The sequence below is a fragment of the Ectopseudomonas oleovorans genome, from assembly GCF_029845265.1.
In the GTDB taxonomy this organism is placed as follows: Bacteria; Pseudomonadota; Gammaproteobacteria; order Pseudomonadales; family Pseudomonadaceae; genus Aquipseudomonas; species Aquipseudomonas oleovorans.
In genome coordinates, this window is sequence record NZ_JAOCLK010000015.1 from 42137 (window position 1) to 67872 (window position 25736).

The following is a 25736-nucleotide window of genomic DNA, read 5'->3' on the forward strand; positions in this document are numbered from 1 at the left end:
AACCCCGCAACCGGGGTTCAACAGGGAAGCCGAAATGATCAACGTCACATCTCGCCAGGCCGTTCTGCTCGCTGCCGCCGTCGCCGTACTGGCTGCCACAGCCTGGTGGCAGCTGCGCCCGAACGGCCTGGGCGAGGGCTTCGCCAGCGGCAACGGACGCATCGAGGCCACCGAAGTGGATGTGGCCACCAAGCTCGCCGGGCGCGTTGCCAGCATCGAGGTCGATGAAGGTGACTTCGTCGAGCCAGGCCAGGTTCTCGCGCGCATGGACACCCAGGTGCTCGAGGCCCAACTGGCGCAGGCCCGCGCCCAATTGCGCCAGGCCGAGAATGGCCAGACTACCGCCGCCAGCCAGATCAGCCTGCGTCAAAGCGAGAAGCTGGCCGCCGAAGCCGTAGTACGCCAGCGCCAGGCCGAGCTGGATGCCGCGCGCAAACGTCACGCGCGCAGCGCCACCCTGGTCAAGCGCAACGCCCTGCCTCAGCAGACGCTGGATGACGATCTGGCCCGCCTGCAGAGTGCCGAGGCTGCGCTGGCCGCCGCGCGCGCTCAGGTAAGCTCGGCCGAGGCCAGTATCGCCGCCGCGCAATCGCAGGCCATCGAAGCGCAATCGGCGACCGAGGCGGCCCGTGCCAGCGTCGAGCGCCTGCAGGTGGACATCGATGACAGCTTGCTCAAGGCGCCTCGCGCCGGTCGCGTGCAATACCGCGTGAGCCAACCCGGCGAAGTGCTCGGTGCCGGCGGCAAGCTACTCAACCTGGTGGATCTCACCGACGTCTACATGACCTTCTTCCTGCCCGGACGTCAGGCCGGTCGCGTCGCCCTCGGCAGCGAGGTACGCCTGGTGATCGATGCCGTACCGCAGTACGTGATCCCGGCCAGGGTCAGCTATGTCGCCAGCGTCGCCCAGTTCACCCCGAAGAGCGTGGAAACCGCCAACGAGCGCGAGAAACTGATGTTCCGGGTCAAGGCGCGCCTCGATCCCGAGTTGCTGAGCAAGCACCTGCAGCAGGTCAAGACCGGCGTACCGGGCATGGCCTACCTGCGCCTCGACCCTGACGCCGAGTGGCCCGCGCATCTGACGATCAAGGTCCCGCAATGAACGCGCCGGTCGCACGCCTGAGCGGCGTCGGCCTGCGCTACGGCCAGACCCACGCGCTGCAACAGATCGAGCTGGCACTGCCGGCCCGCTGCATGGTCGGCCTGATCGGCCCCGACGGTGTCGGCAAGTCCAGCTTGCTGGCGCTGATCGCCGGGGCACGCAAGATTCAGGACGGCCGCGTCGAGGTGCTCGGCGGCGACATGGCCGACGCCCGCCACCGCCGCAACGTCTGCCCGCATATCGCCTATATGCCGCAGGGCCTGGGCAAGAACCTATACCCGACGCTGTCGGTGTTCGAGAACCTGGATTTCTTCGGTCGCCTGTTCGGCCAGGACGCCGCCGAACGCGCACGGCGCATCGACGACCTGCTGCGCAGCACCGGTATGTCGGCCTTCCGCGAGCGTCCGGCGGGCAAGCTGTCGGGCGGCATGAAGCAGAAGCTCGGGCTGTGCTGCGCGCTGATCCATGATCCGGATCTGCTGATCCTCGACGAGCCGACCACTGGCGTCGACCCGCTATCACGCAACCAGTTCTGGGAGCTGATCGCGCGCATCCGCACGCAGCGCCCGCAGATGAGCGTGCTGGTGGCTACCGCCTACATGGAAGAGGCCGAGCGTTTCGATCACCTGGTGGCGATGGATGCCGGCCGCGTGCTGGCCGAAGGCAGCCCGGCGGAACTGCGCGCACGCACCAACAGCGCCAGCCTGGAACAGGCCTTTATCGCCTTGCTGCCCGAGGAACGCCGCCGCGGCCATCAGCAGGTGGTCATTCCCCCCCTGCAAGACAGCAACGAGATCGCCATCGAGGCCAAGGGACTGACCATGCGCTTCGGTGATTTCGTCGCCGTCGATTCGGTGTCGTTTCGCATCCGCCGGGGCGAAATCTTTGGTTTTCTCGGCTCCAACGGCTGCGGCAAGAGCACCACCATGAAGATGCTCACCGGCCTGCTACCGGCCAGCGAGGGCGAGGCGCTGCTGTTCGGCCAGGCGGTCGACCCGCGCGACATGGCCACGCGCAAGAGGGTCGGCTACATGTCCCAGGCGTTCTCCCTGTATGGCGAACTGACGGTGCGGCAGAACCTGGTGCTGCACGCGCAACTCTTTCACGTACCCGCCGAGGAGATCGAGCCACGCGTGGCGCAGATGGCCGCACGCTTCGACCTCGGCGAGGTCATGGACATGCTCCCCGAGCGCCTGCCATTGGGCATCCGCCAGCGCCTGTCGCTGGCCGTGGCGGTGATTCACAAGCCGGAAATCCTCATCCTCGACGAGCCCACCTCAGGCGTCGACCCGGTGGCGCGTGACGGTTTCTGGCAACTGATGCTCGACCTGTCGCGCCAGGACGGCGTGACCATCTTCATCTCCACCCACTTCATGAACGAGGCGCAGCGCTGCGATCGCATCTCGCTGATGCACGCCGGCCGCGTGCTGGACAGCGACACGCCGCAGGGCCTGATGGACAAACGCGGCCTGGACAACCTGGAAGCCACCTTCATCGCTTACCTGCAGGAGGCGGCTGGCGAGCAAGCGGTCAGCGAGGCGCCGCCGCTGGAACAGGCGCCGCCACAACAGCGTCAACGCTTCAGCCTGCGCCGCCTGCTCAGCTATGCCCGCCGCGAAGCGCTGGAGCTGCGCCGCGACCCGATCCGTGGCGGCATGGCGCTGCTCGGCACCGTGCTGCTGCTGTTCATCATCGGCTATGGCATCAGCCTCGACGTCGAAGACCTGACCTTCGCCGTGCTCGATCGCGACCAGACCACCACCAGCCAGGAATACCACCTCAACCTGTCCGGCTCGCGCTATTTCCTGGAAAAGGCGCCGCTGCGCGACTACGACGAACTGGAACGGCGCCTGCGCAATGGCGACATCAGCCTGGCCGTGGAGATTCCGCCGCACTTCGGCCGTGATCTCAAGCGCGGCGCCAGCCCGCAGATCGGCATGTGGATCGATGGCGCCATGCCGACCCGCGCCGAAACCATCAAGGGCTATGTCACCGGCCTGCACCAGCACTACCTGGCAGAGCTGGCGCGTCGCTCACCCCAGCCGCAGGCAGCCAGCGCCGCCGAACTGGAAGTGCGCTATCGCTACAACCCCGACGTGGAAAGCCTCAAGGCCATGGTGCCAGCGGTGATTCCGCTGCTGCTGATGCTGATTCCGGCGATGCTCACCGCCCTCGGCGTGGTGCGCGAGAAGGAGCTGGGCTCGATCATCAACCTCTACGTCACCCCGGTCACCCGCCTGGAATTCCTGCTCGGTAAACAGCTGCCCTATATCGCCCTGGGTTTGTTCAATTTCATCCTGCTGATGCTGCTGGCAGTCACGGTGTTCGACGTCCCGCTCAAGGGCAACCCGCTGACTCTGCTGGCCGGCGCCCTGCTCTACCTGGCCTGCGCCACCGGCCTCGGCCTGCTCATGTCGACCTTCACCAACAGCCAGATCGCCGCCGTGTTCGGCACCGCCATCGTCACCCTGCTGCCGGCCATCCAGTTCTCCGGGCTGATCTACCCGGTGGCCTCGCTGGAAGGCGCGGGCGCGCTGATCGGCCAGCTCTACCCGACCTCGCAGTTTCTGGTGATCAGCCGCGGCATCTTCTCCAAGGCGCTGGAGCTGCAGGACCTGACCGGCTACTTCGCCGCCCTGGCCCTGACCATCCCGCTGCTGACGCTGCTCAGCGCCAGCCTGCTGCGCAAACAGGAGGTGTGATGGAACGCCTGGCCAATATCCTCCACCTCGGCATCAAGGAGCTGCGCAGCCTGCAGCATGACCTGGCGCTGGTGCTGCTGATCCTCTGGGCCTTCAGCATGGGCATCTATTCGGCAGCCACCAGCATGCCGGAGAGCCTGCACAACGCCGCCATCGCCGTGGTCGATGAAGACCAGTCGCAACTCTCCGAACGGCTGATCCAGGCCTTTCAGGCGCCCTACTTCCGTACCCCGCAACGTATCGACCTGAACGAGATGGATCGCGGCATGGATGCCGGGCGCTACACCTTCACCCTGAACATTCCGCCGAACTTCCAGCGCGACGTGCTCGCCGGTCGCAGCCCGGCAATCCAGCTCAACGTCGACGCCACCGAGGTCAGCATGGCCTTCACCGGTGCCGGCTACATCCAGAATATCGGCGCCAGCGAAGTGGCCGAGTTCGTCCGCCGCTACCGGGGCGAGCTGCAGCAGCCGGCGGAACTGGTGGCACACATAGAGTTCAACCCCAACCTGACGCGTGCCTGGTTCGGCTCGGTGATGGAGGTGATCAACCAGATCACCATGCTGTCGATCATCCTCACCGGCGCGGCGCTGATCCGCGAACGCGAGCACGGCACCGTCGAACACCTGCTGGTGATGCCGGTGACGCCACTGGAAATCATGCTGGCCAAGGTCTGGTCGATGGGGCTGGTGGTGCTCACAGCTGCGGCGCTGTCACTGCTGCTGGTGGTGCAGGGCTGGCTGCAGGTGCCGATCGAGGGTTCGATTGCGCTGTTTCTGACTGGCGCGGCGCTGCACCTGTTCGCCACTACCTCGATGGGCATCTTCTTCGGCACGGTGGCGCGCTCGATGCCGCAATTGGGCCTGCTGATCATCCTGGTGCTGTTGCCGCTGCAGATCCTCTCCGGCGGCACCACGCCGCGCGAAAGCATGCCGGAGCTGGTACAGCAGATCATGCTCGCGGCGCCGACCACCCACTTCGTCGCGCTGGCCCAGGCCATTCTCTATCGCGGCGCCGGGCTGAGCATCGTCTGGCCTTACATGCTGGCCATTGCCGGCATCGGCACGCTGTTCTTCATCGCCGCGCTGACGCGTTTTCGCAAGACCCTGGCGCAGATGGCCTGACAGAAGCGGAACCGCTTAAGCCGCGAAAAGCGGCTTTTCGTAGGAGCCCCGCCCCGGGGCGAAGCTTTTCAATTGCGCCTCGTCCTGGTTCGCGGCGGGGCGCCGCTCCTACGCATTCGCAGCGTCGACGCTTAACTGACTGCGCCCTCTTTTACTGAATGATCAGGTTGTTGAACAGCAGATCTTCGACGATGGGCTTGCCCTCTTCGCCATTGATCGCGTCCTGCACCTTCTTCAACGCCTCCAGGCGCAGATTCTCACGGCCATCGGGGGCGTTGATGGTATCACTGGTCTGCGCCGAGAACAGCATCACCAGTTGGTGGCGGATCAGCGGCTCATGCAGCTTGAGCTTCTCCTTGGCCTCGGTGCCGTTCACCCGCAGCGACACATCGGCCTTGAAGAACTTCAGGCGATTGCCCGGATCCGCCAGATTGCCGATCAGCGCCGGGAACAGGTTGTGATACAGCGGTGCCGGCACCTCTTCCTTCTTCTCCGAAGAGGCCAGGGCAGGCAGGCAGATCGACAGGCTCAGCAGCAGGGCGGTCAACAGTTTCACGTTCGGCACTCCATCGGGGATGTGCCTAGCATAGCCATCCGCGCGCACGTACCCAAGCCCGGCGCTTATGCCGACCTATCAGGTATCGGCATGCTCGTTGACCCTCGGCGGGCGTTTTCTACACTGCAAGGCACCCTGCAAGAGGAATGACCTTGATGAAAGCCCTGCTGTGCAAAGCCTTCGGCCCTGCCGACACCCTGGTACTGGAAGACCTGCCAAGCCCCGAACCGAAGAAAAACGAGGTGCTGATCGAGGTGCAGGCTGCCGGGGTCAACTTCCCCGACACGCTGATCATCGAAGGCAAATACCAGTTCAAGCCGCCCTTCCCCTTCGCCCCGGGTGGCGAGGTAGCCGGCGTGGTCAAGGCCGCCGGCGAGAAAATCAGCCACCTGCGCGCCGGTGATCGGGTCATGGCGTTGACCGGTTGGGGCGGCTTTGCCGAAGAGGTCGCCGTGCCGGCCTACAACGTATTGCCGGTGCCCAAGAGCATGGACCTGACCACCGCTGCTGCATTCGGCATGACCTACGGCACCTCGATGCATGCCCTCAAGCAACGCGCCAACCTGCAACCGGGTGAAACCCTGCTGGTGCTCGGCGCCTCGGGCGGCGTCGGTCTGGCCGCGGTGGAAATCGGCAAGGCCATGGGCGCCAAGGTCATCGCCGCCGCGAGCAGCGCCGAGAAGCTGGAAGTGGCGCGTAACGCCGGCGCGGATGAGCTGATCAACTACAGCGAGCAGAGCCTGAAGGACGAGGTGAAACGCCTCACCGGTGGCCAGGGTGTGGATGTGATCTACGACCCGGTGGGCGGCCCGCTGTTCGAGGAAGCCTTCCGCAGCATCGGCTGGAACGGCCGTTTCCTGGTGGTGGGTTTCGCCGCTGGCGGCGGCATCCCGGCGCTGCCAGCCAACCTGCCACTGCTCAAGGGCGCCTCGCTGGTCGGCGTATTCTGGGGCTCCTTCGCCCAGCGCCAACCGCAGGACAACGCTGCGAACTTCCAGCAACTGTTCGCCTGGCACGCCGAAGGCAAACTCAAGCCACTGGTATCGCAGACCTTCCCGCTGGAGCGCGGCGGCGAAGCGATCGATGCCCTCGGCCAGCGCAAGGCCGTGGGCAAGGTGGTAGTAACCGTTCGCTGACGGTGCAGCTAATGCCGATCAGATAAGCTTGCCAAAGCGGTCTTTCGTAGGAGCCCCGCCCCGGGGCGAAGCTTTTCAATCTCGTATCGCCCTGGTTCGCGGCGGGGCGCCGCTCCTACTCATTGGCAGCGTCGACGCTTAACTGACAGACATTAGCTTGTTAATTCAACTTCGTGGCGCGTAGGCGAACACGTCGGCGCGCATCTGGTGCGCGTCCATACCCGCTTCGACCAGTGCATCGAGGGTGGCGTAGACCATCGCTGGCGAACCGCTGGCATAGACGTGCAATGCCTTGAGATCCGGAAAATCCTCGCGCACCGCTTCGTGCAGCAGGCCGCAACGACCCTGCCAGCCACACTGGTCGCTGACCACCTGATGCAGGTGCAGATTATCCAGCTGCTGCCACTCGGCCCAATGTGGCAGCTCGTAGAAGTCTTCGGGCCGGCGCGCGCCCCAGTACAGATGCACTGGGTGAGCGAAACCCGCCGCGCGGCAGTGCTCGATCAGGCTGTGCATCTGGCCCATGCCGGTGCCCGCGGCGATCAACACCAGCGGGCCATCAGGCAGATCGGCGAGGTGAGTGTCGCCATAAGGCATCTGCACGCGAGCCATGCCGGTGCTGCGCAGATGCTCCAGCAGCGCGATGCTGCTGTCTTCGCGGGCGAGGATATGCAGTTCCAGCTCACGCCCTGCATGCGGGGCCGAAGCCAGGGAGAACGCCGCCATCTCGCTATCCGGGCGCTGCAACAGCAGGTACTGCCCGGCGTGATAGCGCGGCGCCTTGCCGGCCGGGGCGCGCAGGCGCACACGGAACACGTCGCCGCCCACGTCCTGGCACTCGACCACCTGGCAACTCAGCTCGCGCACCGGCAGTTCGCCCGGCGCCAGCACGCCATCCCAGTGCAGCACACAGTCTTCCAGCGGCTCGGCCAGGCAGGTGAACAGCTCACCATGGTCCAGCTCCACGCCGTTTTGCCTGACACGGCCTTCAACCAGCAGCGCAGCGCAGATATGGCAGTTACCGTTGCGACAGCTTTGTGGGCAGTCGTAGCCCAGGCGCCGAGCACCATCGAGGATGCGTTCGCCCGGCTGCAGCGAGAGGGTGACGCCGGAAGGTTGCAGGGTGACGTTCATCAATCGATTCCCAGCTCGCTCCACAGCGCGTCGACACGCGCCACCACGGCCGGATCCTTCTCGATGGCGCGGCCCCACTCGCGAGTGGTTTCACCGGGCCACTTGTGGGTGGCGTCCAGGCCCATCTTCGAACCCAGGCCGGAGATCGGCGAGGCGAAGTCGAGGTAGTCGATCGGCGTGTTGTCAATCATCACCGTGTCGCGCTTGGGGTCCATGCGCGTGGTAATCGCCCAGATCACGTCATTCCAGTCCCGTGCGTTGATATCGTCGTCGGTGACGATAACGAACTTGGTGTACATGAACTGGCGCAGGAACGACCACACACCGAGCATTACGCGCTTGGCGTGGCCCGGGTACTGCTTCTTCATGGTCACCACCGCCATGCGGTAGGAACAGCCTTCCGGCGGCAGATAGAAATCGGTGATCTCGGGGAACTGCTTCTGCAGGATCGGCACGAACACTTCGTTCAGCGCCACGCCGAGGATCGCCGGCTCATCCGGCGGCCGGCCGGTGTAGGTGCTGTGATAGATCGGCTCGCGGCGGCGGGTGATGCGCTCGACGGTGAACACCGGGAAGGTGTCGACCTCGTTGTAATAGCCGGTGTGGTCGCCGTAGGGGCCTTCCGGCGCGGTCTCGCCCGGATGGATCACACCCTCCAGCACGATCTCGGCACTGGCCGGCACCTGCAGGTCGCTGCCGCGCGCCTTGATCAACTCGGTGCGATGGCCGCGCAAGAGGCCGGCGAAAGCGTATTCGGAGAGGGTATCGGGCACCGGCGTCACCGCGCCGAGAATGGTCGCTGGGTCGGCACCCAGCGCGACGCAAACCGGATAAGGCTTGTCCGGATGCTTCTGGCACCACTCGCGGTAATCCAGCGCGCCACCACGGTGGCTGAGCCAGCGCATGATCACCTTGTTGCGGCCGATCACCTGCTGGCGGTAGATGCCGAGGTTCTGCCGCTCCTTGTTCGGGCCCTTGGTGATGGTCAGGCCCCAGGTGATCAGCGGCGCCACGTCACCCGGCCAGCAGTGCTGGATCGGCAGTTTGCCGAGGTCGACGTCATCGCCCTCCTCGATCACCTCATGGCACGGCGCATCCTTGACCACCTTGGGTGCCATGGAAATAACCTTCTTGAAGATCGGCAGCTTGCTCCAGGCATCCTTCAGCCCCTTCGGCGGCTCCGGCTCCTTGAGAAAGGCCAGCAGCTTGCCGATTTCGCGCAGCTCGGAGACATCCTCGGCGCCCATGCCCAGCGCCACGCGCTTGGGCGTACCGAACAGGTTGCCGAGCACCGGCACATCGAAGCCTGTGGGCTTTTCGAACAGCAGCGCCGGGCCGCCCTTGCGCAGGGTGCGGTCGCAGATTTCGGTCATCTCCAGAACGGGCGATACCGGGGTCTGGATGCGCTTGAGTTCACCGCGCTTTTCCAGTTCACGGATGAAGTCGCGCAGGTCGCGATACTGCATGCAGGAGCCTCGTGTCGGACAGGCAAGAGTCGGCCGCAAAGTTTAGCGCCGAAGTCGGGCTTTCAGAAGGCTTGAACGCCTCCAGATACGACAAGGCCGGGTTTCCCCGGCCTTGTGGCGGTGCAATGGATCGTAGCGAGCGAAGGTCAGGCAAGGCGCAACGACCAACGGGAGTAACAGCCGAAGGCTGGCCCGAAGGGTGAGCGCCAGCGAATCAAACAGGCGAGAAACGGTCGGAGTCGCGGGCGACTGTACTTTTGTACATGAGCATTCCGAGTCAGTTTTTAACGCAGCATCACCGAAGCGCAGTAGATCCTCTTATTTGCGCTTCATCGACAGGAAGAACTCATCGTTGGTCTTGGTGGCCTTGAGCTTGTCGATCAGGAACTCGATCGCCGCGATCTCATCCATCGGGTGCAGCAGCTTGCGCAGAATCCACATGCGCGACAGCTCTTCCTCGCCGGTCAGCAGTTCTTCACGACGAGTGCCCGACTTGTTGATGTTGATGGCCGGGAACACGCGCTTCTCGGCCACACGGCGATCGAGGATCAGCTCCATGTTGCCGGTGCCTTTGAATTCCTCGTAGATTACTTCGTCCATCTTCGAGCCGGTTTCCACCAGCGCGGTGGCGATGATGGTCAGCGAGCCGCCTTCTTCGATGTTACGCGCTGCGCCGAAGAAGCGTTTCGGCTTCTCCAGGGCGTGGGCATCGACACCACCGGTGAGTACCTTGCCGGAGCTCGGGATCACGGTGTTGTAGGCACGCGCCAGACGGGTGATGGAGTCGAGCAGGATGACCACATCCTTCTTGTGCTCGACCAGGCGCTTGGCCTTCTCGATCACCATTTCGGCGACCTGCACGTGGCGGGTCGGCGGCTCGTCGAAGGTCGAGGCGACCACTTCGCCGCGCACGGTGCGCTGCATCTCGGTCACTTCTTCCGGGCGCTCGTCGATCAGCAGAACGATCAGGTGGCACTCGGGGTTGTTGCGGGTGATGTTCGAGGCGATGTTCTGCAGCATGATGGTCTTGCCCGCTTTCGGCGGAGCGACGATCAGGCCGCGCTGGCCCTTGCCAATCGGCGCGCAGAGGTCGATCACACGACCGGTGATGTCCTCGGTGGAGCCGTTGCCGGCTTCCATGGTCAGGCGCTGATTCGGGAACAGCGGCGTCAGGTTCTCGAACAGGATCTTGTTCTTGGCGTTTTCCGGGCGGTCGAAGTTGATGCTGTCGACCTTGAGCAGGGCGAAATAGCGCTCGCCTTCCTTCGGCGGGCGGATCTTGCCGACGATCGTGTCACCGGTACGCAGGTTGAAACGGCGGATCTGGCTGGGCGAGACGTAGATATCGTCCGGGCCGGCCAGGTAGGAAGAGTCGGCACTGCGCAGGAAGCCGAAACCGTCCTGGAGGATCTCCAGCACGCCGTCACCGGAAATTTCCTCGCCGCTTTTGGCATGCTTTTTCAGCAGGGCGAAGATGATGTCCTGCTTGCGCGAACGAGCCATGTTTTCCAGGCCCATTTGTTCGGCCATGTCCAGCAGTTCGGCAATCGGCTTTTGCTTGAGTTCGGTCAGATTCATAGGAATGACGTGATCATCGAGAGGAGAAGAAAGCTGTTAGCTTGAGAGGCCGCGCCGCAGAGAAGGCGACAGGATCGCGAACGAATTCGTATAGGAATGAATCGGCGACGGCGTGCAGAGAGCTGCATGGAGGATGCAGCGGGATCGAATTTAACACCGTGAAAAAACAGCGTCTAGCCCTAAAAACGAAAAACCCCGCAAAAAGCAGGGTATTCCAGAGCGACTTGCCTCAGAGGTGTAGGGTGGGCCGGGCGGCGCTCCGCTGCAGCCCACCAGCACACCATCTGCGACCAGCTCGGTGGGCTAAAGCCCACCCTACTTCTTAGATGTTGCTATCGAGGAAAGCAGCCAGCTGCGACTTGGACAGCGCGCCAACCTTGGTCGCTTCGACGTTGCCGTTCTTGAACAGCATCAGGGTCGGGATACCACGTACGCCGTACTTCGGCGGGGTTTCCTGGTTCTCGTCGATGTTCAGTTTGCAGATCTTCAGCTTGCCTTGGTATTCCTTGGCGATCTCGTCGAGCACCGGTGCAATCATCTTGCACGGGCCGCACCACTCAGCCCAATAGTCGACCAGAACCGGACCTTCAGCCTGGATGACGTCCTGGTCGAAGCTGGCGTCGCTGACGTTGGTGATGAATTCGCTCATGAGGAGTCTCCGTATATTCGGAAGCAAAAAATTGCCGGGAGGAATTTTTGACGTCGCTTGCGACGGCCCGAAAGGTTGCCGCCAAAGATGGCAGGCAACCAAAAAGTGGCGCCATCATAGCCCGGCTTGAGTGACACCGAAAGGCACTGGCGATTGAGCCACTCAATAGTTTCAATCACCAAGCGTGATGAAGGCTATTCCAGTGCGCAGCGCTGCCGAGCGGATGTGCTGCAGCATGGCTTTCTGTGCCGGCCCGGCGGCATGCCGGGCCAGGGCCTTGAGGATCTTGCGATGCTCCTGCCAGGTTTCCTGCGCACGCTCCGGGCGGATGAACGGCAGCTTCTGACTTTCCAGAAAGATCTCCGCGCTGGACGTCACCAGAGCACACATCGCCTGATTGCCGCTGGCAACAAGAATGCGCTGGTGAAATTCGAAATCCAGCCGGTTGGCCTGCTCGAAATCGCCTGCACGCAGCTCGCGGCGCTTCTGCTCGACGTTGTCTTCGAGAATATCCAGCACCTCGGCGGTCATCACCCCGACCGCCAAACCACAGGCAAAACCCTCCAAGGCGAAGCGCAACTGAAAGGTATCGGCCGCCGACACCTGCGCGGCGAAGGGCCAGGCGAAAGCGCCGGCCACCTCCGCCCTGGTCGGTTCCTGAACGAACACACCCTTGCCGGCTTGCACGCTGACCAGGCCCAGCGCTTTCGCGTGGCCATCGCCCGCGCCCTGGCCATGTCGCCCAAGGTGCTGCTGTGCGACGAGATCACCTCGGCGCTCGACCCGGAGCTGGTCAACGAGGTGCTGGCGGTGGTCAAGCAACTGGCCAGCGAGGGCATGACCCTGATCATGGTCACCCACGAGATGCGTTTCGCCCGCGAAGTGGGTAACAAGCTGGTGTTCATGCACCATGGCAAGGTGCATGAGATCGGCGATCCGAAAGCGCTGTTCGCCGCCCCGCAGACCGAAGAGCTGCGCAATTTCATCGGCTCGGTGAACCTGTGAACGCGCCGGCGCCCCTACCGCTGCGCATCGAGCCGCTGACCCGCGCAGCCTTCGCGCCCTTCGGTGACGTGATCGAAACAGCCGGCGCCCAATCCTTTCCGATCAACGCCGGCACCACCACGCGCTACCACGACCTGGCACAGGTGGAGCTGGCCGGCGATTCGCCGCGCACTCTGGTCAACCTGTTCGAGGGCAGGGCCTGGCACGCGCCCATCGCCATCCGCATGCTCGAACGCCACCCGCTGGGCAGCCAGGCCTTTTATCCGGTGGACGGCGGGCGCATGCTGATCGTCGTTGCCCCACCCGGCGACCTGGACGAGTCGCAGATCCGCGCCTTCATCAGCGCGCCAGACCAGGGCGTGAACTACGCCCGCGGCACCTGGCACCACCCGCTGCTGTGCTTGCAATACCCCGGCCGATTCATCGTGGTGGACCGCGGCGGCGAGGGTCACAACTGCGACGAACAGCTTCTGAAACAGCCGCTGAGCGTGCTGAACCTGCGATAACCACAGTTCTAGACCAGTTTCGTACGACATCCGAATGCGTTGGCTCATGCGCTCAGTCGTGGCACGATGGCGCGGAAATCGAACGAGATGCCGCAATCATGCCCCAAGCCCCTGCCGAGAGTTTTCCCCTGATCGCCGCCATCGACCTGGGCTCGAACAGTTTTCATATGGTTTTGGCCAAGGCCGACAATCATGAAATCCGCATCCTCGAGCGCCTCGGCGACAAGGTGCAACTGGCGGCAGGCCTGGATGACGAGCGCCAGCTCAGTGAAGAAGCGATGCAACGCGGCCTGGATTGCCTGCGCCGCTTCGCCCAACTGACCAGCACCCTGCCGGAAGGCGCCGTGCGCATCGTCGGCACCAACGCCCTGCGTGAGGCGCGCAACCGCGCGGTGTTCATCCGTCGCGCCGAGGAAATTCTCGGTCACCAGGTCGAGGTGATTTCCGGTCGGGAAGAAGCGCGTCTGATCTACCTCGGTGTTTCCCACAGCATCGCCGACACCCCCGGCAAGCGCCTGGTCGCCGACATTGGCGGCGGCAGCACCGAGTTCATCATTGGCCAGCGTTTCGAGCCGCTGCTGCGCGAAAGCCTGCAGATGGGCTGCGTCAGCTTCACCCAGCGTTACTTCAAGGACGGCAAGATCACCCCGGCGCGCTATGCCCAGGCCTACACCGCCGCTCGCCTGGAACTGATGGGCATCGAACAGGGCTTGCGCCGCCTCGGCTGGGAAGATGCCGTCGGCGCCTCCGGCACGATCAAGGCCATCGGCCTGGCGACCAAGGCCGCCGGGCTGGGCACTGGCGAGGTGACGGTCGAAGGCCTGGCCTGGCTCAAGCGCAAGGTGTTCAAGCTGGGCGAGGTGGACAAGCTCGACCTCGACGGCATCAAGCCGGATCGCCGCGGCATCTTCCCCGCCGGCCTGGCGATTCTCGAAGCCATCTTCGATGCCTGCGACATCCAGCGCATGAGCCATTCCGAGGGCGCCCTGCGCGAAGGCGTGCTCTACGACCTGCTCGGCCGCCATCAGCATGAAGACGTACGCGAACGCACCCTAGCGGCGTTCATGGAGCGTTACCACGTCGATCTCGACCAGGCCGCGCGGGTCGAGGCCAAGGCACTGTCGGCGCTGGACAAGGTGTCCGCCGATTGGGGCCTGACCGACGACTGGCATCGCGAACTGCTGAGCTGGGGCGCCAAGGTGCACGAGGTGGGTCTGGATATCGCCCACTACCAGTACCACAAGCACGGCGCCTATCTGATCGAGCACTCCGACCTGGCCGGCTTCTCGCGCCAGGATCAGCAGATGCTCGCCCTGCTGGTACGCGGCCACCGCCGCAACATCCCCAAGGACAAGTTCGCCGAGTTCGGCGAGGAAGGCGTGAAGCTGATGCGCCTGTGCGTGCTGCTGCGCTTCGCCATCCTCTTCCACCACATCCGTGGCTCGCAGGACATGCCGCAGGTGCAGTTCAAGGTGGGTGACAACAGCCTGGAGATCGTCTTCCCCGAGGGCTGGCTGGCCGCCAACCCGCTGACCCTGGCGGACTTCGAAGCCGAAGCCGAGTGGCTCAAGCGTATCGATCTGACGCTGAGCGTGCGCTGATACCCCGGCTGAACACATGGCGCACCCTAGGGTCTGTTGCCGTTTCGACGCGAGCCGTGCGCGAAACGGCAACAGACCCTAGGGGCGCGGCTCGGCCTGTAGGGCGGGTGAAACCCGCCAGGACCACAAAGCCCCTCTCCCGCACTTCGGGCACCCCGCTCCGCGCCACGGCCTGATCGCCAGCGATCAGGCGCTCATCGGCGTAGGAAGTGCTTCAAAAAACTACGGCACGCGGCCATCTAAGCCCTCTCCCGCCCTTCGGGCACCCTCTCCCATAAATGGGAGAGGGTCATCAGATGGCCGCAAGCGGCCTTTTTAACGCGGCACGATCACTGGTGCGGTCAGTTTCTCCAACAAGCCTGACTGCGCGCTACGCGGGTTCTGGTTACCGGTTGGCTGCAGCCGTACATAGCGGCCGTCGGGTTGCAACACCCAGGCCTGGGTGTTGTCGGTCAGGTAGCTTTCCAACTCCTTCTTTACGCGCATGATGAGCTTCTTGCCCTCCACCGGGAAGCAGGTCTCGACACGCTTGTCGAGGTTGCGCTCCATCCAGTCGGCGCTGGACAGGTAGATCTTCTCGTCACCGCCATTGAGGAAGTAGAACACCCGCGTATGCTCGAGGAAGCGACCGATGATCGAGCGCACCTGGATGTTGTGCGACACCCCGGCGATACCCGGGCGCAGGCAGCACATGCCACGCACCACCAGGTCAATCTTCACCCCGGTCTGGCTGGCCTTGTACAGCGCGCGGATCACCTTGGGGTCGGTCAGCGAGTTGAACTTGGCGATGATGTGCGCCGGCTTGCCTTCGGCTGCAGCTGCGGTTTCCTTGGCGATCAGGTCGAGCAGGGTCTTCTTCAGGGTGAAGGGCGCGTGCAGCAGTTTCTTCATGCGCAGGGTCTTGCCCATGCCAATCAGCTGGCTGAACAGCTTCGACACGTCCTCGCCCAGAGCCACGTCGGCGGTGAGCAGGCTGTAGTCGGTGTACAGCTTGGCGTTGCCGGCGTGGTAGTTGCCGGTGCCCAAGTGTGCATAGCGGACGATCTCGCCGTTCTCGCGGCGCAGGATGAGCATCATCTTGGCGTGAGTCTTGAAGCCGACCACGCCATAAATCACCACCGCACCGGCAGCCTGCAGACGGCTGGCCAGGGCCAGGTTGGACTCTTCGTCGAAGCGCGCACGCAGCTCGATCACCGCGGTGACTTCCTTGCCGTTACGCGCGGCTTCCACCAGCGCGTCGACGATCTCCGAGTTGGCACCGGAGCGATACAGGGTCTGCTTGATCGCCAGCACGTGCGGGTCTTTCGCCGCCTGGCGCAACAGGTCGACCACCGGGGTGAAGGACTCGAAGGGGTGCAGCAGGAGGATGTCCTGCTTACTGACCACGCTGAAGATGTTCTCGGCGTTCTGCAGCAGCTTGGGGATCACCGGAGTGAACGGCGCGTACTGCAGCTCCGGGTGGTTATCCAGGCCGGTGATGCTGAACAGCCGGGTCAGGTTGACCGGGCCGTTGACCTGGTACAACTCGCTCTCGGTCAGGCCGAATTGCTTGAGCAGGTGATCGCGTAGGTGTTTCGGGCAGGTGTCGACTACCTCCAGACGCACCGCATCACCATAGCGACGGCTGAACAGCTCGCCGCGCAGGGCACGCGCCAGGTCTTCGACGTCCTCGGTATCCACCGACAGGTCGGCGTTACGGGTCAGGCGGAACTGGTAGCAGCCCTTGACCTTCATGCCCTGGAACAGGTCATCGGCATGAGCGTGGATCATTGACGAAAGGAATACGTAGTTGTCGCCGGGCCCGCCGACGTCTTCCGGGACCTTGATGATACGCGGCAGCAGACGCGGCGCCGGGATGATGGCCAGACCGGAGTCGCGACCGAAGGCATCGACACCCTCCAGCTCGACGATGAAGTTCAGGCTCTTGTTCACCAGCAGCGGGAAGGGGTGCGTCGGATCAAGGCCGATAGGCGTGATGATCGGCGCGATCTCGTCGCGGAAGTAGCGGCGCACCCAGGCCTTGAGCTTGGTCGTCCAGTAACGGCGGCGGATGAAGTTAATGTTGTGCTTGGCCAGCGCCGGGAACAGCGTGTCGTTGAGAATGGCGTACTGGCGCTCGACCTGCTCGTGCACCAGCTCGCTGATCCGCGCCAGCGCCTGGTGCGGCTGCAGGCCATCGGCGCCGGCCTGTTCACGGGCGAAGTTGATCTGCTTCTTCAGGCCGGCGACGCGAATCTCGAAGAACTCGTCGAGGTTGCTGGAGAAGATCAGCAGGAACTTCAGGCGTTCGAGCAACGGATAGGACTCGTCCAGCGCCTGTTCCAGCACGCGGATGTTGAACTGCAACTGCGACAGTTCACGGTGGATGTACAGGCTGCTGTCATCCAGGCTGGGGATCGGGGCCGGCGGCGGAGTTTCCACCACTGGCGTCTCGGCGACCACCTCGGCCTGAGGCGGGTTGTTGTCGAGCACTTCGCTGTTGAGTCCTTCGCTGTTCATCGCTGGGTTCCTGAGAGCGTCATCGCCCTTGTTTTAGCAGTTCTGCCGCCCGTACGGCGAAATAGGTGAGGATGCCATCGGCACCGGCACGTTTGAAGGCGGTGAGTGACTCCAGTATGACCGCCTCACTCAGCCAGCCGTTCTGGATCGCCGCCATGTGCATGGCGTACTCGCCACTGACCTGATAGACGAAGGTCGGCACCTTGTAGGCATCCTTGACCCGCCAGAGGATGTCCAGATAGGGCATGCCGGGCTTGACCATGACCATGTCGGCGCCTTCGGCCAGGTCGGCCGCCACTTCATGCAGCGCCTCGTTGCCGTTGGCCGGGTCCATCTGGTAGCCGAGCTTGTTGCCCTTGCCGAGGTTGGCCGCCGAACCCACCGCGTCGCGGAACGGGCCGTAGTAGGCGCTGGCGTACTTGGCCGAGTAGGCCATGATGCGCACATTGACGTGATCGGCCAGCTCCAGCGCCTCGCGGATCGCCTGCACACGGCCATCCATCATGTCCGACGGCGCCACCACCTGGGCACCAGCCTCGGCATGCGACAGCGCCTGCTTGACCAGCGCATCGACGGTGATGTCGTTCTGCACATAACCGGAGTCGTCGAGAATGCCGTCCTGGCCGTGGGTGGTGAACGGGTCGAGAGCGACGTCACTGATCACACCGAGCTCGGGGAATTTTTCACGCAGGGCGCGGATCGCGCGCTGGGCGATACCGTCCGGGTTCCAGGCTTCCGCCCCATCCAGGGACTTCTTCTCCAGCGGGGTAACCGGGAACAGCGCCAGCGCCGGAATGCCCAGCGCCACCCAATGTTCGGCTTCCTTCAGCAGCAGGTCGATGGACAGGCGTTCGACGCCCGGCATCGATGGCACGGCTTCACGGCGGTTTTCGCCGTCGAGGACGAACACCGGCAGAATCAGATCATCGACGCTCAGGCGATTCTCGCGCACCAGGCGACGGGAGAAATCGTCGCGGCGATTGCGACGCAGGCGGGTGGCGGGGAACAGACGATTGGCGGGGGTAACGCTCACGGCAGACTCCAGAGCCCGCACGAGCGGGCCAGTGTGACGGTTATAAGCGACCATTATGACCAAATGATGACGGCCAAATGACCGCGTGCGACGGCGAGTCGCACAGCCAGTCGCGCATTGTGGCATGACGCGCCACCTTCCGGCCTCCTCGTGGTCAGAGTAGTCTTCAGCACCTGCATCGATGAGCTCACGGCATGCTCCAAGACCTGATCCGCCAGTTTGGCTACCCGGCACTGGTACTCGGCACCTTCCTCGAAGGTGAGGTATCCCTGCTGCTGGCCGCCTACATGGCCGTGCGCAACGTACTGGAGATCGAATGGGTGGCGCTGTGCGCCTTCCTCGGCACCTTCGCCAGCGATCAGCTGTGGTACTACCTTGGCCGCCGTCACGGCCGCGCGCTGCTAGAACGCAAACCGCGCTGGCAACCGCTGGGCGAACGTGCCAGCGCGCTTATCAAGCGTTACCCGGATCTGTGGGTGCTGTGCTTTCGCTTTCTCTACGGCCTGCGCACGGTGATGCCGCTCACCATCGGCCTGTCCGGCTATTCCTGGCGCCGCTACCTGCTGCTCGACGCCATCGGCGCCGGTGTCTGGGCCGGCGGCATCAGCCTGCTGGCCTACAGCCTGGGCAATGCCATGGGCGGCCTGCTTGAAGAACTGCGCAACTACCAGGTCATCCTGCTCGCGGCCGTGGTGCTGCTGCTTTCCCTCGCCTGGCTATACCGGTGGCGTCAGCGCCGGCGCGGCTGAGCCGCGCGCCAGCCAGATACCCATCAGCGCGTAGGGCGTACCGGGCGGCGATCCGCTCGCCGCAGGCAGTACGCCGCTGCAGCTTCACGACTCATGTGGATATCAGGTCATGCGCCAATGTGCGGACTGTTCGCTTCGCTACGAGCGGCCGGCGTTCCGGTCCGCCCTACGCGCGGCACCAGCCACAATCCAAGCATGCTGACTAGGCTGTAGCCGATCAGCCAGGCCCAGGCGGTGGCATCCAACGTCAGCATGCCGAGTTCGCCGGCCAGCCAGAATGCCGGCAGGTTGATCGCCAGACGCAGGCACTCCAGACGCCAGGCATGGCTGCGGTTCTCCAGCCACATGCCGATGCTGTACAGGCCCAGGGCCATCCACAGACAGGCCAGCAGCACGGCGCCGGTGGCCAGCGCATCGCCCTGCGCCAGCAGCCACACGACGGCCAGCAGGTAGCAGACGAACTGCAGCAGCGCGTAGACCTGCGCGCCGCGCCCCAGCGGTACCTCGAACTTGCGGAAATGGCTCAGGTCCGCCTTGGCCTGCGGGTAACGCGCCGCGACGTCGGCCGGGCGCCAACCGGTAGGCATGAACCAGATGCGCAGCTTGTCCCACCAGGAACTGGCGCGCCTGGCATCACTCCATAGCCCGGCGTAGACCTGCAGGTTGGCCCACAGCGGGTTCCAGCTGGCCAGCGGCACGGTCACGCCGAAGACCACCGGTTCTTCGTCGAGCTCCTCCTGGAAGGTGCCAAAAATTCGATCCCAGACAATGAACACACCGCCGTAATTGCGATCCATGTAGATAGGATTCTGTGCATGATGCACGCGGTGGTTGGACGGGGTGATGAACAGCCACTCGAACCAGCCCAGTTTGGGGATATGCCGGGTATGCACCCAGAACTGATACAGCAGGTTCAGGGCGGCAACGCTGAGGAAGACCAGCGGCGGTACACCGACCACGGCCATCGGCAGATAGAAGATCCAGCCGAAGATGAAACCGGTGCTGGTTTGCCGTAACGCGGTGGAGAGGTTGTAGTCCTCGCTCTGGTGGTGCACCGCATGGGCGGCCCAGAGCACATTGCGCTCATGGCCCAGGCGGTGGTTCCAGTAGTAGCAGAAATCGTAGAAGACGAAGGCGAAGAGCCATACCCAGAGACTGCTTTCGGACAACTCGAACAGCGCCAGCTGCTCCCAGGCGAAGGCGTAGGTCAGCAGGACGACCACCTTGGTGAGAATCCCGATGGCCTGGGACAGTACGCCGGCACTGATGCTGCTAAGGGCATCGGCCAGGCGATAGGTGCGCATGCCGCGCCAGCGGTCAGCGAGCAATTCCAGGCCGATCAGCAGGAAGAAGAAGGGCATTGCGTAAAGAACGTAATTCATGACTGCACCATATCGTTGTACTTGTGTCGGGAATGAGCTGTTATTCATCCTATGCGCAGCTTCGTCAGGCTTCGCGGCGGCAAATGACAGTCCGAGTGGCATTTGGCGACAACCCCAGCATTGGTAATACCCGCGCCCGTTTCAAGGTCGCGTCTTTCCTCACCAGGAGTCGAGCATGAGCAAGAAAGTGGCAGTGATTCTGTCCGGCTGTGGCGTCTACGATGGCGCCGAGATCCATGAAAGCGTGATCACCCTGCTGCGCCTCGACCAGCGTGGTGCCGAAGTCCAGTGTTTCGCCCCTAACGTGCCGCAGCTGCACGTGGTCGATCACTACAGCGGCGACGAGATGAACGAAACACGCAACGTGCTGGTGGAATCGGCGCGCATCGCCCGCGGCCAGATCAAGGACGTCAAGCTGCTGCACATGGCAGAGTTCGACGCGCTGATCCTGCCCGGCGGCTTCGGCGTAGCGAAGAACCTCTCCGACTTCGCCACCAGCGGCGCCGGCTGCACCGTGCAGCCTGACGTGCTGGCGGCTTGCAAGGCGTTCGTCGATGCCGGCAAGCCGGTCGGCCTGATGTGCATCGCCCCGGTACTGGCGGCGAAGATCTTCGGTGCCGGCGTGGTCTGCACCATCGGCAGCGATCATGACACCGCCGCCGCCCTGACCCAGATGGGCGCCGAGCACCATGAGTGCGAGGTCAGCGACATCATCGAAGACAGCCAGCGCAAGCTGGTGACCACGCCGGCCTACATGCTCGCCCAGTCCATCGCCGAGGCAGCGTCGGGCATCAACAAACTGGTCGACCGTGTGCTGGAGCTGGCGCACCACTGACTTACGCTATGTAGGGGCTTTGTAGGGTGGGCGGGAAGCGTTCCGCTTAAGCTTCAGTATCGATCCGCGCGGGCTGAAGCGGAGCGCCGCCCGGCCCACCCTACAAAGTTCAGGGTTCCTGTCTGTAGGGTGGGCTTTAGCCCACCAATGGCGATCAATGTGGGATAAAGCGCAACGCCGCCCGCCCCACCCTACCAACCAGCACCACTACAGGGCGCTTCGGTCATTGGCCAGGGCAGTCTGGCCGCGCCGCTGGTCAAACCGCTTGGGCTGCGGCAGCGTGGCGACAGGATTTCCCGGAGCCCCTGCCATGTCCCAGCCCTTCGTCCTCAGCCCCGACCTGCAACAGGCGGTGGCCAGTTTCTTCCAGCGCATTCCCTTCAATCAGGTGCTCGGCATCGAGCTCGATGAGCTGAGCTCCGAGCGGGTGACCATGCACCTGCCGATGAAGCCCGAACTGATCGGCAACTTCGTCCACGGCATCCTGCACGGCGGGGTGATTTCCTCGCTGCTCGACGTCTGCGGCGGCGCCATGGCGCTGATCGGCGCCTTCGCCAACCACCAGCACCTGCCGCCAGCCGAACGCATGAGCAAACTGTCCAAGCTCGGCACCATCGATCTGCGCATCGACTACCTGCGCCCCGGTCGCGGTCAGCGTTTCACTGCCACGGCCACGCCACTGCGCGCCGGCAACAAGGTGGCGGTGATTCGTATGGAGCTGCATAACGACGAGGGCGTGCTGGTGGCGGTTGGCACCGGCACCTATCTGTGTGGCTGACGGAGTCCGCCCAGGCTACAACTGTGCGTCTGAACGGATGCCTTTGTAGGAGCGAGCTCTGCTCGCGAAGCGCCCTGCCCCAGGAAATTCGCGAGCAGAGCTCGCTCCTACGGTCATTGCCTCGGTAGCCGAGGCAGCTAGCGACTCAGCCGTGTGAGAATTCGATCCAGCGCATTGGCGAAGGCCTGCCGGTCCTTTTCCGAATACGGCGCCTGGCCACCACCCACCTGCCCCTGCTCGCGCAGGTCGGTGAACAGATTACGTACCGCCAGACGCTCGCCCATGTTGCGCTCGTCGAACTCGCGACCACGCGGGTCGAGTGCGGCGACGCCCTTCTTCACCAGGCGGTCGGCCAGCGGCACATCGCTGCAGATCACCAGCTCGCCAGGCACCGCGTGCTCCACCAGATGATCATCGGCCGCATCCGGCCCGCTGGGCACCACAATCAGTTTCACGCAGGCGAAGTTGGGCCGCGCCACGGCCTGCCCGGCCACCAGCACCACTTCGAAACCCCGCTTGAGGGCAAACTTGACCACTTGATCCCGCGCCGCCCGAGGGCAGGCGTCGGCGTCGATCCATACACGCATGCAGCTACTTCCGCAGAGAAACCAGCGCCCAGTATGCCAGCAGGCGCGAGGCTCAGGCCTGGTAGAACGGTTCGCAGCGCTCACGCACGGCGCGCGACAGGTTGTCCTCGGCCAGTTCGATCAGATCCAGCTCCACCTCGTCCGGCAGCAGCTCCGCTACCAGCGCAGCCAGGCGACGCTGGCCACTCATGTCGGCGCCGGAAATTGCCAACAGCAGCCGCGGCTGCAGACCGATGGCTGGATCACGCAACGCAGCGAGAAAGGCCTCACGTATGGCAAGTTGGGTACAGGCCGCTGAGAGTGCCTGCTCCAGGGTGGGGTGACGCAATACAGCCAACGCCAGATCGGGGCTGTCGGCGTAGTGAGTGGAATGGATCGAGGAAGACATGCGCGCACTCGGCAGAGGAATTGGAAGCAGCCTAGGTGCACTGAGACCAGGTGTCGTAGCGGCGGTTCACGCTATGACACAACGAGGGCGGGCAAAGCTCGCCCTCGTTCCAACCTGAGTAGACTGTCTAGGCCTGCTCGACCATGCGTCGACGCTCCCCTAGCAGGCTGCGCCCGTACAGCAGCGCGATATCGGCCAGCGCCAGGCCCTGCGCCGACAGGCTCCAGGCATCGGCATGAATGCCCAACCAGTCGAACTCGAAGAAGGCTACCGGACGAGTGCCGAGCACACCGGCCTCCTGCAACGCGGCCACACCATGGCCGGCGAAGACCACGGACAGCACGCACAGCAGCACCGCGTTGACGCCGAAGAAGGTCGCCAGCGGCAGTTTGCGCGAACCACGCAGGATCACCCAGGCCAGGCCGATCAGCAGCACCAACGCCGCACCGGCGCCGGCCAGCACCGCACCGTGCCCGGCAGGGCCGGCCTGCAGCCAGAGGGTTTCGTAGAACAGAATCACTTCGAACAGCTCGCGATACACCGAGAAGAACGCCAGCATGGCGAAGCCGAAACGGCCACCGCCACCGACCAGGCTGCTCTTGATGTAGTCCTGCCAGGCCGCAGCATGGCGACGATCATGCATCCACACGCCAACCCACAGCAGCACCACGCTGGCGAACAGCGCCGTGGCGCCTTCCAGCAGCTCACGCTGAGCGCCGCTTATGTCGATCAGGTAGGCCGCCACCGCCCAGGTCGCGACACCGGCCAGTAATGCCAGACCCCAGCCGATGTGCACGCTGCGTACCGCCTGCTGCTGCCCGGTATTGCGCAGAAAAGCGAGGATCGCCGCCAGCACCAGAATCGCCTCGAGCCCCTCGCGCAGCAGAATCAACAGGCTGGCGAAGAAGCTCAGGCTGTCATCCATTGCGCCATCGGCCAGCAGCGCCGCAGACTTGTCCAGCTCGACCTTGGCCTGTTCCAGCGCCTGTGCCGCCTGCGCGACGCCAGCGCCATCCTGCAGCGCTTGTCGATAGGCCATCAAGGCGCGCTCAGTGGTCTTGCGCTGCACTGCATCGAGGTTGTCGAGAGCACCTTCGACCAGTTCGAAGCCTTCCAGGTAGGCGCCGACGGAGAGGTCATAGGCCTGCTCACGATCACCCTCGCGGTAGGCCTGCAGACTGCGCTCCAAGGTCGAGCGGGTGTAGCCGATCAATTGTTGCGGGCCGCGCTGCTCCAGCACCGGATGCGCGCGCTGGGCGCGAAACGCGGCGACATCGCCGCCAGCTGCGGCGATCTCGGCAGGGGTGCGCCCTGCCAGCTCACTCATGGCGAAGCGCGTCTGCCCCAGTGCCGTCGCGGAGGTGAAGCCGGCGATGTAGGCGGCCAGGTCCCAACGTTGGCGTTCGTCGAGCTGATCGGCGAAGGCCGGCATATCGGTGCCTTCGATGCCCAGACCGAGGGTGTTGTAGAGATCGTAAAGGCTCAGCCGATCCAGACGCGCGGCATCACGCAGATTGGCCGGTGCTGGCTCCAGACCGATACCGGCAGGTCCATCGCCCAGGCCGGTGTCGCCGTGGCACACCGAGCAGTGCTGAGCGTAGAGCGGCGCGCCGCGCTCCGGGTCCGGCGTCAGCACTGGGCTCTGCACCACCTGATAGACCTCGGCCAGACGTGCGCCCAGTTTGCGGGCGGCGCCAGCAACCTCCTCGCCCGGCAGGCGCTGAGCAATTGCCTGACGCAGATTGCTGACGCCCTGCTCCAGCTCGGCGCGGCCGGCCTGAGCGGGCAAGGCGACGATCAGGCCCTGCAGTACATCGAGAAACTCCAGTTGCTCCTGATATTCACCGGCATCGATAACCTGACCGCCCGCAACGGTGGCCGGGTAATCAGCGCCGATGTAACCGATCAGGTGCAACGCCTGTGCGGCACCGTCGAGGGGCTCGCCAATGGCGAGAAAGCTCAGGCTGGCCAGCAAAGGCAGCATCAGCCAGGAAAGAGAGAAGCGAAAGCGGGTCATTAATGCATCCCAAACGAGAATGGATGGCATTAAATTGTTGCTGGCTTAACGATTGAGCACAAGAAGGATATGAAATATTCAGTAACAAACTGCCAAGCGGAACCTGAAGAACCGCCTGGCCCGCACAGGCGGGCATGCAGAACTTGCGAATCACCTGGGCTCCAGCCTTCGCGGGAGTGACGATGAATGGCTTTTTCAGAACATCCCTGGCAAACGCCATCGGCCAGCGTTGAACGATAGCGACCGAAACTCAGACTGCCGCGCGCTTGACCGTCGCCAACAGGCCGGCCGCAGCTGCGAACAAGGCGGCGAAACTGCGATTCATCACCCGCTGCTGGCGCGGCGTGCGCAGCAGGCGCAGTACACGCGAGGCAAGACCGGTATAGCCGGCCATGACGATCAGATCGACGCTGATCATGGTCACGCCCATGACCAGATACTGCGCCACCAGCGGCGCGTGCGGATCGATGAACTGCGGCAGTACCGCAAGCATGAAGACGATGGCCTTGGGATTGCTGAAGTTGACCAGAAACCCACGCAGCACCAGGCTCAGTGGCCGGCCGATAGGACGCTCAGCCGCGCCGGCATCCAGATCGCTGGGCAGCGCGACCCACTGTTTGTAGGCGAGAAACATCAGATAGGCCACGCCGAACCACTTGATCAGGCTGAAGGCCAGTGCCGAAGTCGCGAGGATGGCGCCCACACCGGCGGCGACGATGGCGATCTGCAGCGCCAGACCGAGCTGCAAACCGAGCGCGTTCCAGTAACCGCGCCAGAAGCCGTACTGCATACCGGCAGACATCGAGGCCACGGCACCGGCGCCCGGCGACAGGCTGATCACCCAGCAGGCGACGAAGAAAGCGAGCCAGGTTTCCAATGCCATGATGCGTACCTCGGGTAGCTGAAATC

Annotated in this window: 22 protein-coding genes; 9 read left to right on the plus strand and 13 right to left on the minus strand. The window is 63.9% G+C overall.

The genetic code is table 11. From position 1 onward, the window contains the following. The first annotated feature begins 34 nt into the window (after positions 1–34). The 3 genes from N5J71_RS10095 to N5J71_RS10105 are packed head-to-tail and all read left to right on the plus strand — an operon-like array spanning position 35 to position 4928. The gene (locus tag N5J71_RS10095) at positions 35–1102 is read left to right on the plus strand and encodes an HlyD family secretion protein (protein ID WP_279916801.1); all 1068 of its coding nucleotides are present in this window, start codon (positions 35–37) and stop codon (positions 1100–1102) included. After that, positions 1099–3804 carry a ribosome-associated ATPase/putative transporter RbbA gene (rbbA, locus tag N5J71_RS10100; RefSeq protein WP_279916802.1) on the plus strand — a complete coding sequence of 902 codons (2706 nt, stop codon included), beginning with the start codon at positions 1099–1101 and terminating at the stop codon, positions 3802–3804. Before N5J71_RS10095 ends, rbbA begins: the two co-directional genes overlap by 4 nt. Next, complete coding sequence (locus tag N5J71_RS10105; protein WP_279916803.1) at positions 3804–4928, plus strand: ABC transporter permease; 1125 nt, start codon at positions 3804–3806, stop codon at positions 4926–4928. The genes rbbA and N5J71_RS10105 overlap by 1 nt, the downstream gene beginning before the upstream one ends. 151 nt (positions 4929–5079) lie before the next feature. On the opposite strand, the gene N5J71_RS10110 is transcribed toward N5J71_RS10105, so the two are convergent. Beyond that, the gene (locus tag N5J71_RS10110; RefSeq protein WP_279916804.1) at positions 5080–5484 is read right to left on the minus strand and encodes a flagellar basal body-associated FliL family protein; all 405 of its coding nucleotides are present in this window, start codon (positions 5482–5484) and stop codon (positions 5080–5082) included. Positions 5485–5639: 155 nt separating this feature from the next. Here N5J71_RS10110 and N5J71_RS10115 point away from each other — a divergent pair, with 155 nt between their 5' ends. Beyond that, positions 5640–6620, plus strand: coding sequence for an NADPH:quinone oxidoreductase family protein (locus tag N5J71_RS10115; RefSeq protein ID WP_279916805.1), 981 nt, complete (start codon positions 5640–5642; stop codon positions 6618–6620). 165 nt (positions 6621–6785) lie between these two features. Here N5J71_RS10115 and N5J71_RS10120 read toward each other — a convergent pair whose 3' ends face one another. From N5J71_RS10120 to N5J71_RS10140, 5 genes are all read right to left on the minus strand, one after another. Next, on the minus strand, positions 6786–7754 hold the full coding sequence (locus N5J71_RS10120; RefSeq protein WP_279916806.1) for a CDP-6-deoxy-delta-3,4-glucoseen reductase: 969 nt from the start codon (positions 7752–7754) through the stop codon (positions 6786–6788). Next, positions 7754–9220 carry a 4-hydroxy-3-polyprenylbenzoate decarboxylase gene (gene ubiD, locus N5J71_RS10125; protein ID WP_116617666.1) on the minus strand — a complete coding sequence of 489 codons (1467 nt, stop codon included), beginning with the start codon at positions 9218–9220 and terminating at the stop codon, positions 7754–7756. Before ubiD ends, N5J71_RS10120 begins: the two co-directional genes overlap by 1 nt. A 318-nt stretch (positions 9221–9538) precedes the next feature. Further along, positions 9539–10798, minus strand: coding sequence for a transcription termination factor Rho (gene rho / locus N5J71_RS10130; protein WP_104728523.1), 1260 nt, complete (start codon positions 10796–10798; stop codon positions 9539–9541). A gap of 322 nt (positions 10799–11120) precedes the next feature. After that, positions 11121–11447, minus strand: coding sequence for a thioredoxin TrxA (gene trxA, locus N5J71_RS10135; RefSeq protein WP_003458627.1), 327 nt, complete (start codon positions 11445–11447; stop codon positions 11121–11123). A gap of 171 nt (positions 11448–11618) precedes the next feature. Next, entirely contained in the window at positions 11619–12359 is a 741-nt protein-coding gene (locus tag N5J71_RS10140) for a FadR/GntR family transcriptional regulator (RefSeq protein WP_411161673.1), read from the minus strand. An 89-nt stretch (positions 12360–12448) separates the two neighbouring features. Here N5J71_RS10140 and N5J71_RS10150 point away from each other — a divergent pair, with 89 nt between their 5' ends. Both N5J71_RS10150 and ppx read left to right on the plus strand, forming a co-directional pair. Further along, on the plus strand, positions 12449–12958 hold the full coding sequence (locus N5J71_RS10150) for an ureidoglycolate lyase (RefSeq protein WP_247722963.1): 510 nt from the start codon (positions 12449–12451) through the stop codon (positions 12956–12958). Positions 12959–13056: 98 nt separating this feature from the next. Beyond that, the gene (gene ppx / locus N5J71_RS10155; protein WP_279916808.1) at positions 13057–14559 is read left to right on the plus strand and encodes an exopolyphosphatase; all 1503 of its coding nucleotides are present in this window, start codon (positions 13057–13059) and stop codon (positions 14557–14559) included. Between the two features lie 315 nt (positions 14560–14874). Here ppx and ppk1 read toward each other — a convergent pair whose 3' ends face one another. Next, positions 14875–17058 carry a polyphosphate kinase 1 gene (ppk1, locus tag N5J71_RS10160; protein ID WP_247722961.1) on the minus strand — a complete coding sequence of 728 codons (2184 nt, stop codon included), beginning with the start codon at positions 17056–17058 and terminating at the stop codon, positions 14875–14877. 19 nt (positions 17059–17077) lie between these two features. Continuing rightward, positions 17078–18091 carry a porphobilinogen synthase gene (gene hemB, locus N5J71_RS10165; RefSeq protein ID WP_055984533.1) on the minus strand — a complete coding sequence of 338 codons (1014 nt, stop codon included), beginning with the start codon at positions 18089–18091 and terminating at the stop codon, positions 17078–17080. A gap of 194 nt (positions 18092–18285) precedes the next feature. Between hemB and N5J71_RS10170 the strand changes: the two genes are divergently transcribed. Beyond that, positions 18286–18840 (plus strand): DedA family protein, encoded by a 555-nt coding sequence (locus tag N5J71_RS10170; protein ID WP_003458614.1) that lies wholly within the window; start codon positions 18286–18288, stop codon positions 18838–18840. A 107-nt stretch (positions 18841–18947) separates the two neighbouring features. On the opposite strand, the gene N5J71_RS10175 is transcribed toward N5J71_RS10170, so the two are convergent. Then, complete coding sequence (locus N5J71_RS10175; protein WP_055984535.1) at positions 18948–20222, minus strand: sterol desaturase family protein; 1275 nt, start codon at positions 20220–20222, stop codon at positions 18948–18950. 175 nt (positions 20223–20397) lie between these two features. Between N5J71_RS10175 and elbB the strand changes: the two genes are divergently transcribed. After that, on the plus strand, positions 20398–21057 hold the full coding sequence (gene elbB, locus N5J71_RS10180; RefSeq protein ID WP_003458610.1) for an isoprenoid biosynthesis glyoxalase ElbB: 660 nt from the start codon (positions 20398–20400) through the stop codon (positions 21055–21057). 310 nt (positions 21058–21367) lie between these two features. Further along, the gene (locus tag N5J71_RS10185; protein WP_003458608.1) at positions 21368–21835 is read left to right on the plus strand and encodes a thioesterase family protein; all 468 of its coding nucleotides are present in this window, start codon (positions 21368–21370) and stop codon (positions 21833–21835) included. A 137-nt stretch (positions 21836–21972) separates the two neighbouring features. On the opposite strand, the gene N5J71_RS10190 is transcribed toward N5J71_RS10185, so the two are convergent. The 4 genes from N5J71_RS10190 to N5J71_RS10205 all read right to left on the minus strand — a co-directional run bounded on the left by N5J71_RS10190 (position 21973) and on the right by N5J71_RS10205 (position 25710). Then, complete coding sequence (locus tag N5J71_RS10190; protein ID WP_004373364.1) at positions 21973–22422, minus strand: YaiI/YqxD family protein; 450 nt, start codon at positions 22420–22422, stop codon at positions 21973–21975. A gap of 52 nt (positions 22423–22474) precedes the next feature. Further along, positions 22475–22810: an enhanced serine sensitivity protein SseB C-terminal domain-containing protein gene (locus N5J71_RS10195; protein WP_055984536.1), complete on the minus strand. Its 336-nt coding sequence runs from the start codon at positions 22808–22810 to the stop codon at positions 22475–22477. Between the two features lie 127 nt (positions 22811–22937). After that, positions 22938–24827 (minus strand): cytochrome c/FTR1 family iron permease, encoded by a 1890-nt coding sequence (locus tag N5J71_RS10200; RefSeq protein ID WP_125874218.1) that lies wholly within the window; start codon positions 24825–24827, stop codon positions 22938–22940. 250 nt (positions 24828–25077) lie between these two features. Continuing rightward, the gene (locus N5J71_RS10205) at positions 25078–25710 is read right to left on the minus strand and encodes a LysE family transporter (RefSeq protein ID WP_074857546.1); all 633 of its coding nucleotides are present in this window, start codon (positions 25708–25710) and stop codon (positions 25078–25080) included. Positions 25711–25736: the final 26 nt, after the last annotated feature.

Coding starts and splice junctions, on each gene's coding strand:
- N5J71_RS10170 (WP_003458614.1), top strand. CDS start 18,286: ATGCTCCAAGACCTGATCCGCCAGTTTGGCTACCCGGCACTGGTACTC.
- ppx (WP_279916808.1), top strand. CDS start 13,057: ATGCCCCAAGCCCCTGCCGAGAGTTTTCCCCTGATCGCCGCCATCGAC.
- rbbA (WP_279916802.1), top strand. CDS start 1,099: ATGAACGCGCCGGTCGCACGCCTGAGCGGCGTCGGCCTGCGCTACGGC.
- N5J71_RS10200 (WP_125874218.1), bottom strand. CDS start 24,827: ATGACCCGCTTTCGCTTCTCTCTTTCCTGGCTGATGCTGCCTTTGCTG.
- N5J71_RS10190 (WP_004373364.1), bottom strand. CDS start 22,422: ATGCGTGTATGGATCGACGCCGACGCCTGCCCTCGGGCGGCGCGGGAT.
- N5J71_RS10205 (WP_074857546.1), bottom strand. CDS start 25,710: ATGGCATTGGAAACCTGGCTCGCTTTCTTCGTCGCCTGCTGGGTGATC.
- N5J71_RS10185 (WP_003458608.1), top strand. CDS start 21,368: ATGTCCCAGCCCTTCGTCCTCAGCCCCGACCTGCAACAGGCGGTGGCC.
- N5J71_RS10140 (WP_411161673.1), bottom strand. CDS start 12,359: ATGGTGCATGAACACCAGCTTGTTACCCACTTCGCGGGCGAAACGCAT.
- ppk1 (WP_247722961.1), bottom strand. CDS start 17,058: ATGAACAGCGAAGGACTCAACAGCGAAGTGCTCGACAACAACCCGCCT.
- N5J71_RS10195 (WP_055984536.1), bottom strand. CDS start 22,810: ATGTCTTCCTCGATCCATTCCACTCACTACGCCGACAGCCCCGATCTG.
- rho (WP_104728523.1), bottom strand. CDS start 10,798: ATGAATCTGACCGAACTCAAGCAAAAGCCGATTGCCGAACTGCTGGAC.
- N5J71_RS10115 (WP_279916805.1), top strand. CDS start 5,640: ATGAAAGCCCTGCTGTGCAAAGCCTTCGGCCCTGCCGACACCCTGGTA.
- ubiD (WP_116617666.1), bottom strand. CDS start 9,220: ATGCAGTATCGCGACCTGCGCGACTTCATCCGTGAACTGGAAAAGCGC.
- N5J71_RS10120 (WP_279916806.1), bottom strand. CDS start 7,754: ATGAACGTCACCCTGCAACCTTCCGGCGTCACCCTCTCGCTGCAGCCG.
- trxA (WP_003458627.1), bottom strand. CDS start 11,447: ATGAGCGAATTCATCACCAACGTCAGCGACGCCAGCTTCGACCAGGAC.
- N5J71_RS10175 (WP_055984535.1), bottom strand. CDS start 20,222: ATGAATTACGTTCTTTACGCAATGCCCTTCTTCTTCCTGCTGATCGGC.
- N5J71_RS10105 (WP_279916803.1), top strand. CDS start 3,804: ATGGAACGCCTGGCCAATATCCTCCACCTCGGCATCAAGGAGCTGCGC.
- N5J71_RS10095 (WP_279916801.1), top strand. CDS start 35: ATGATCAACGTCACATCTCGCCAGGCCGTTCTGCTCGCTGCCGCCGTC.
- elbB (WP_003458610.1), top strand. CDS start 20,398: ATGAGCAAGAAAGTGGCAGTGATTCTGTCCGGCTGTGGCGTCTACGAT.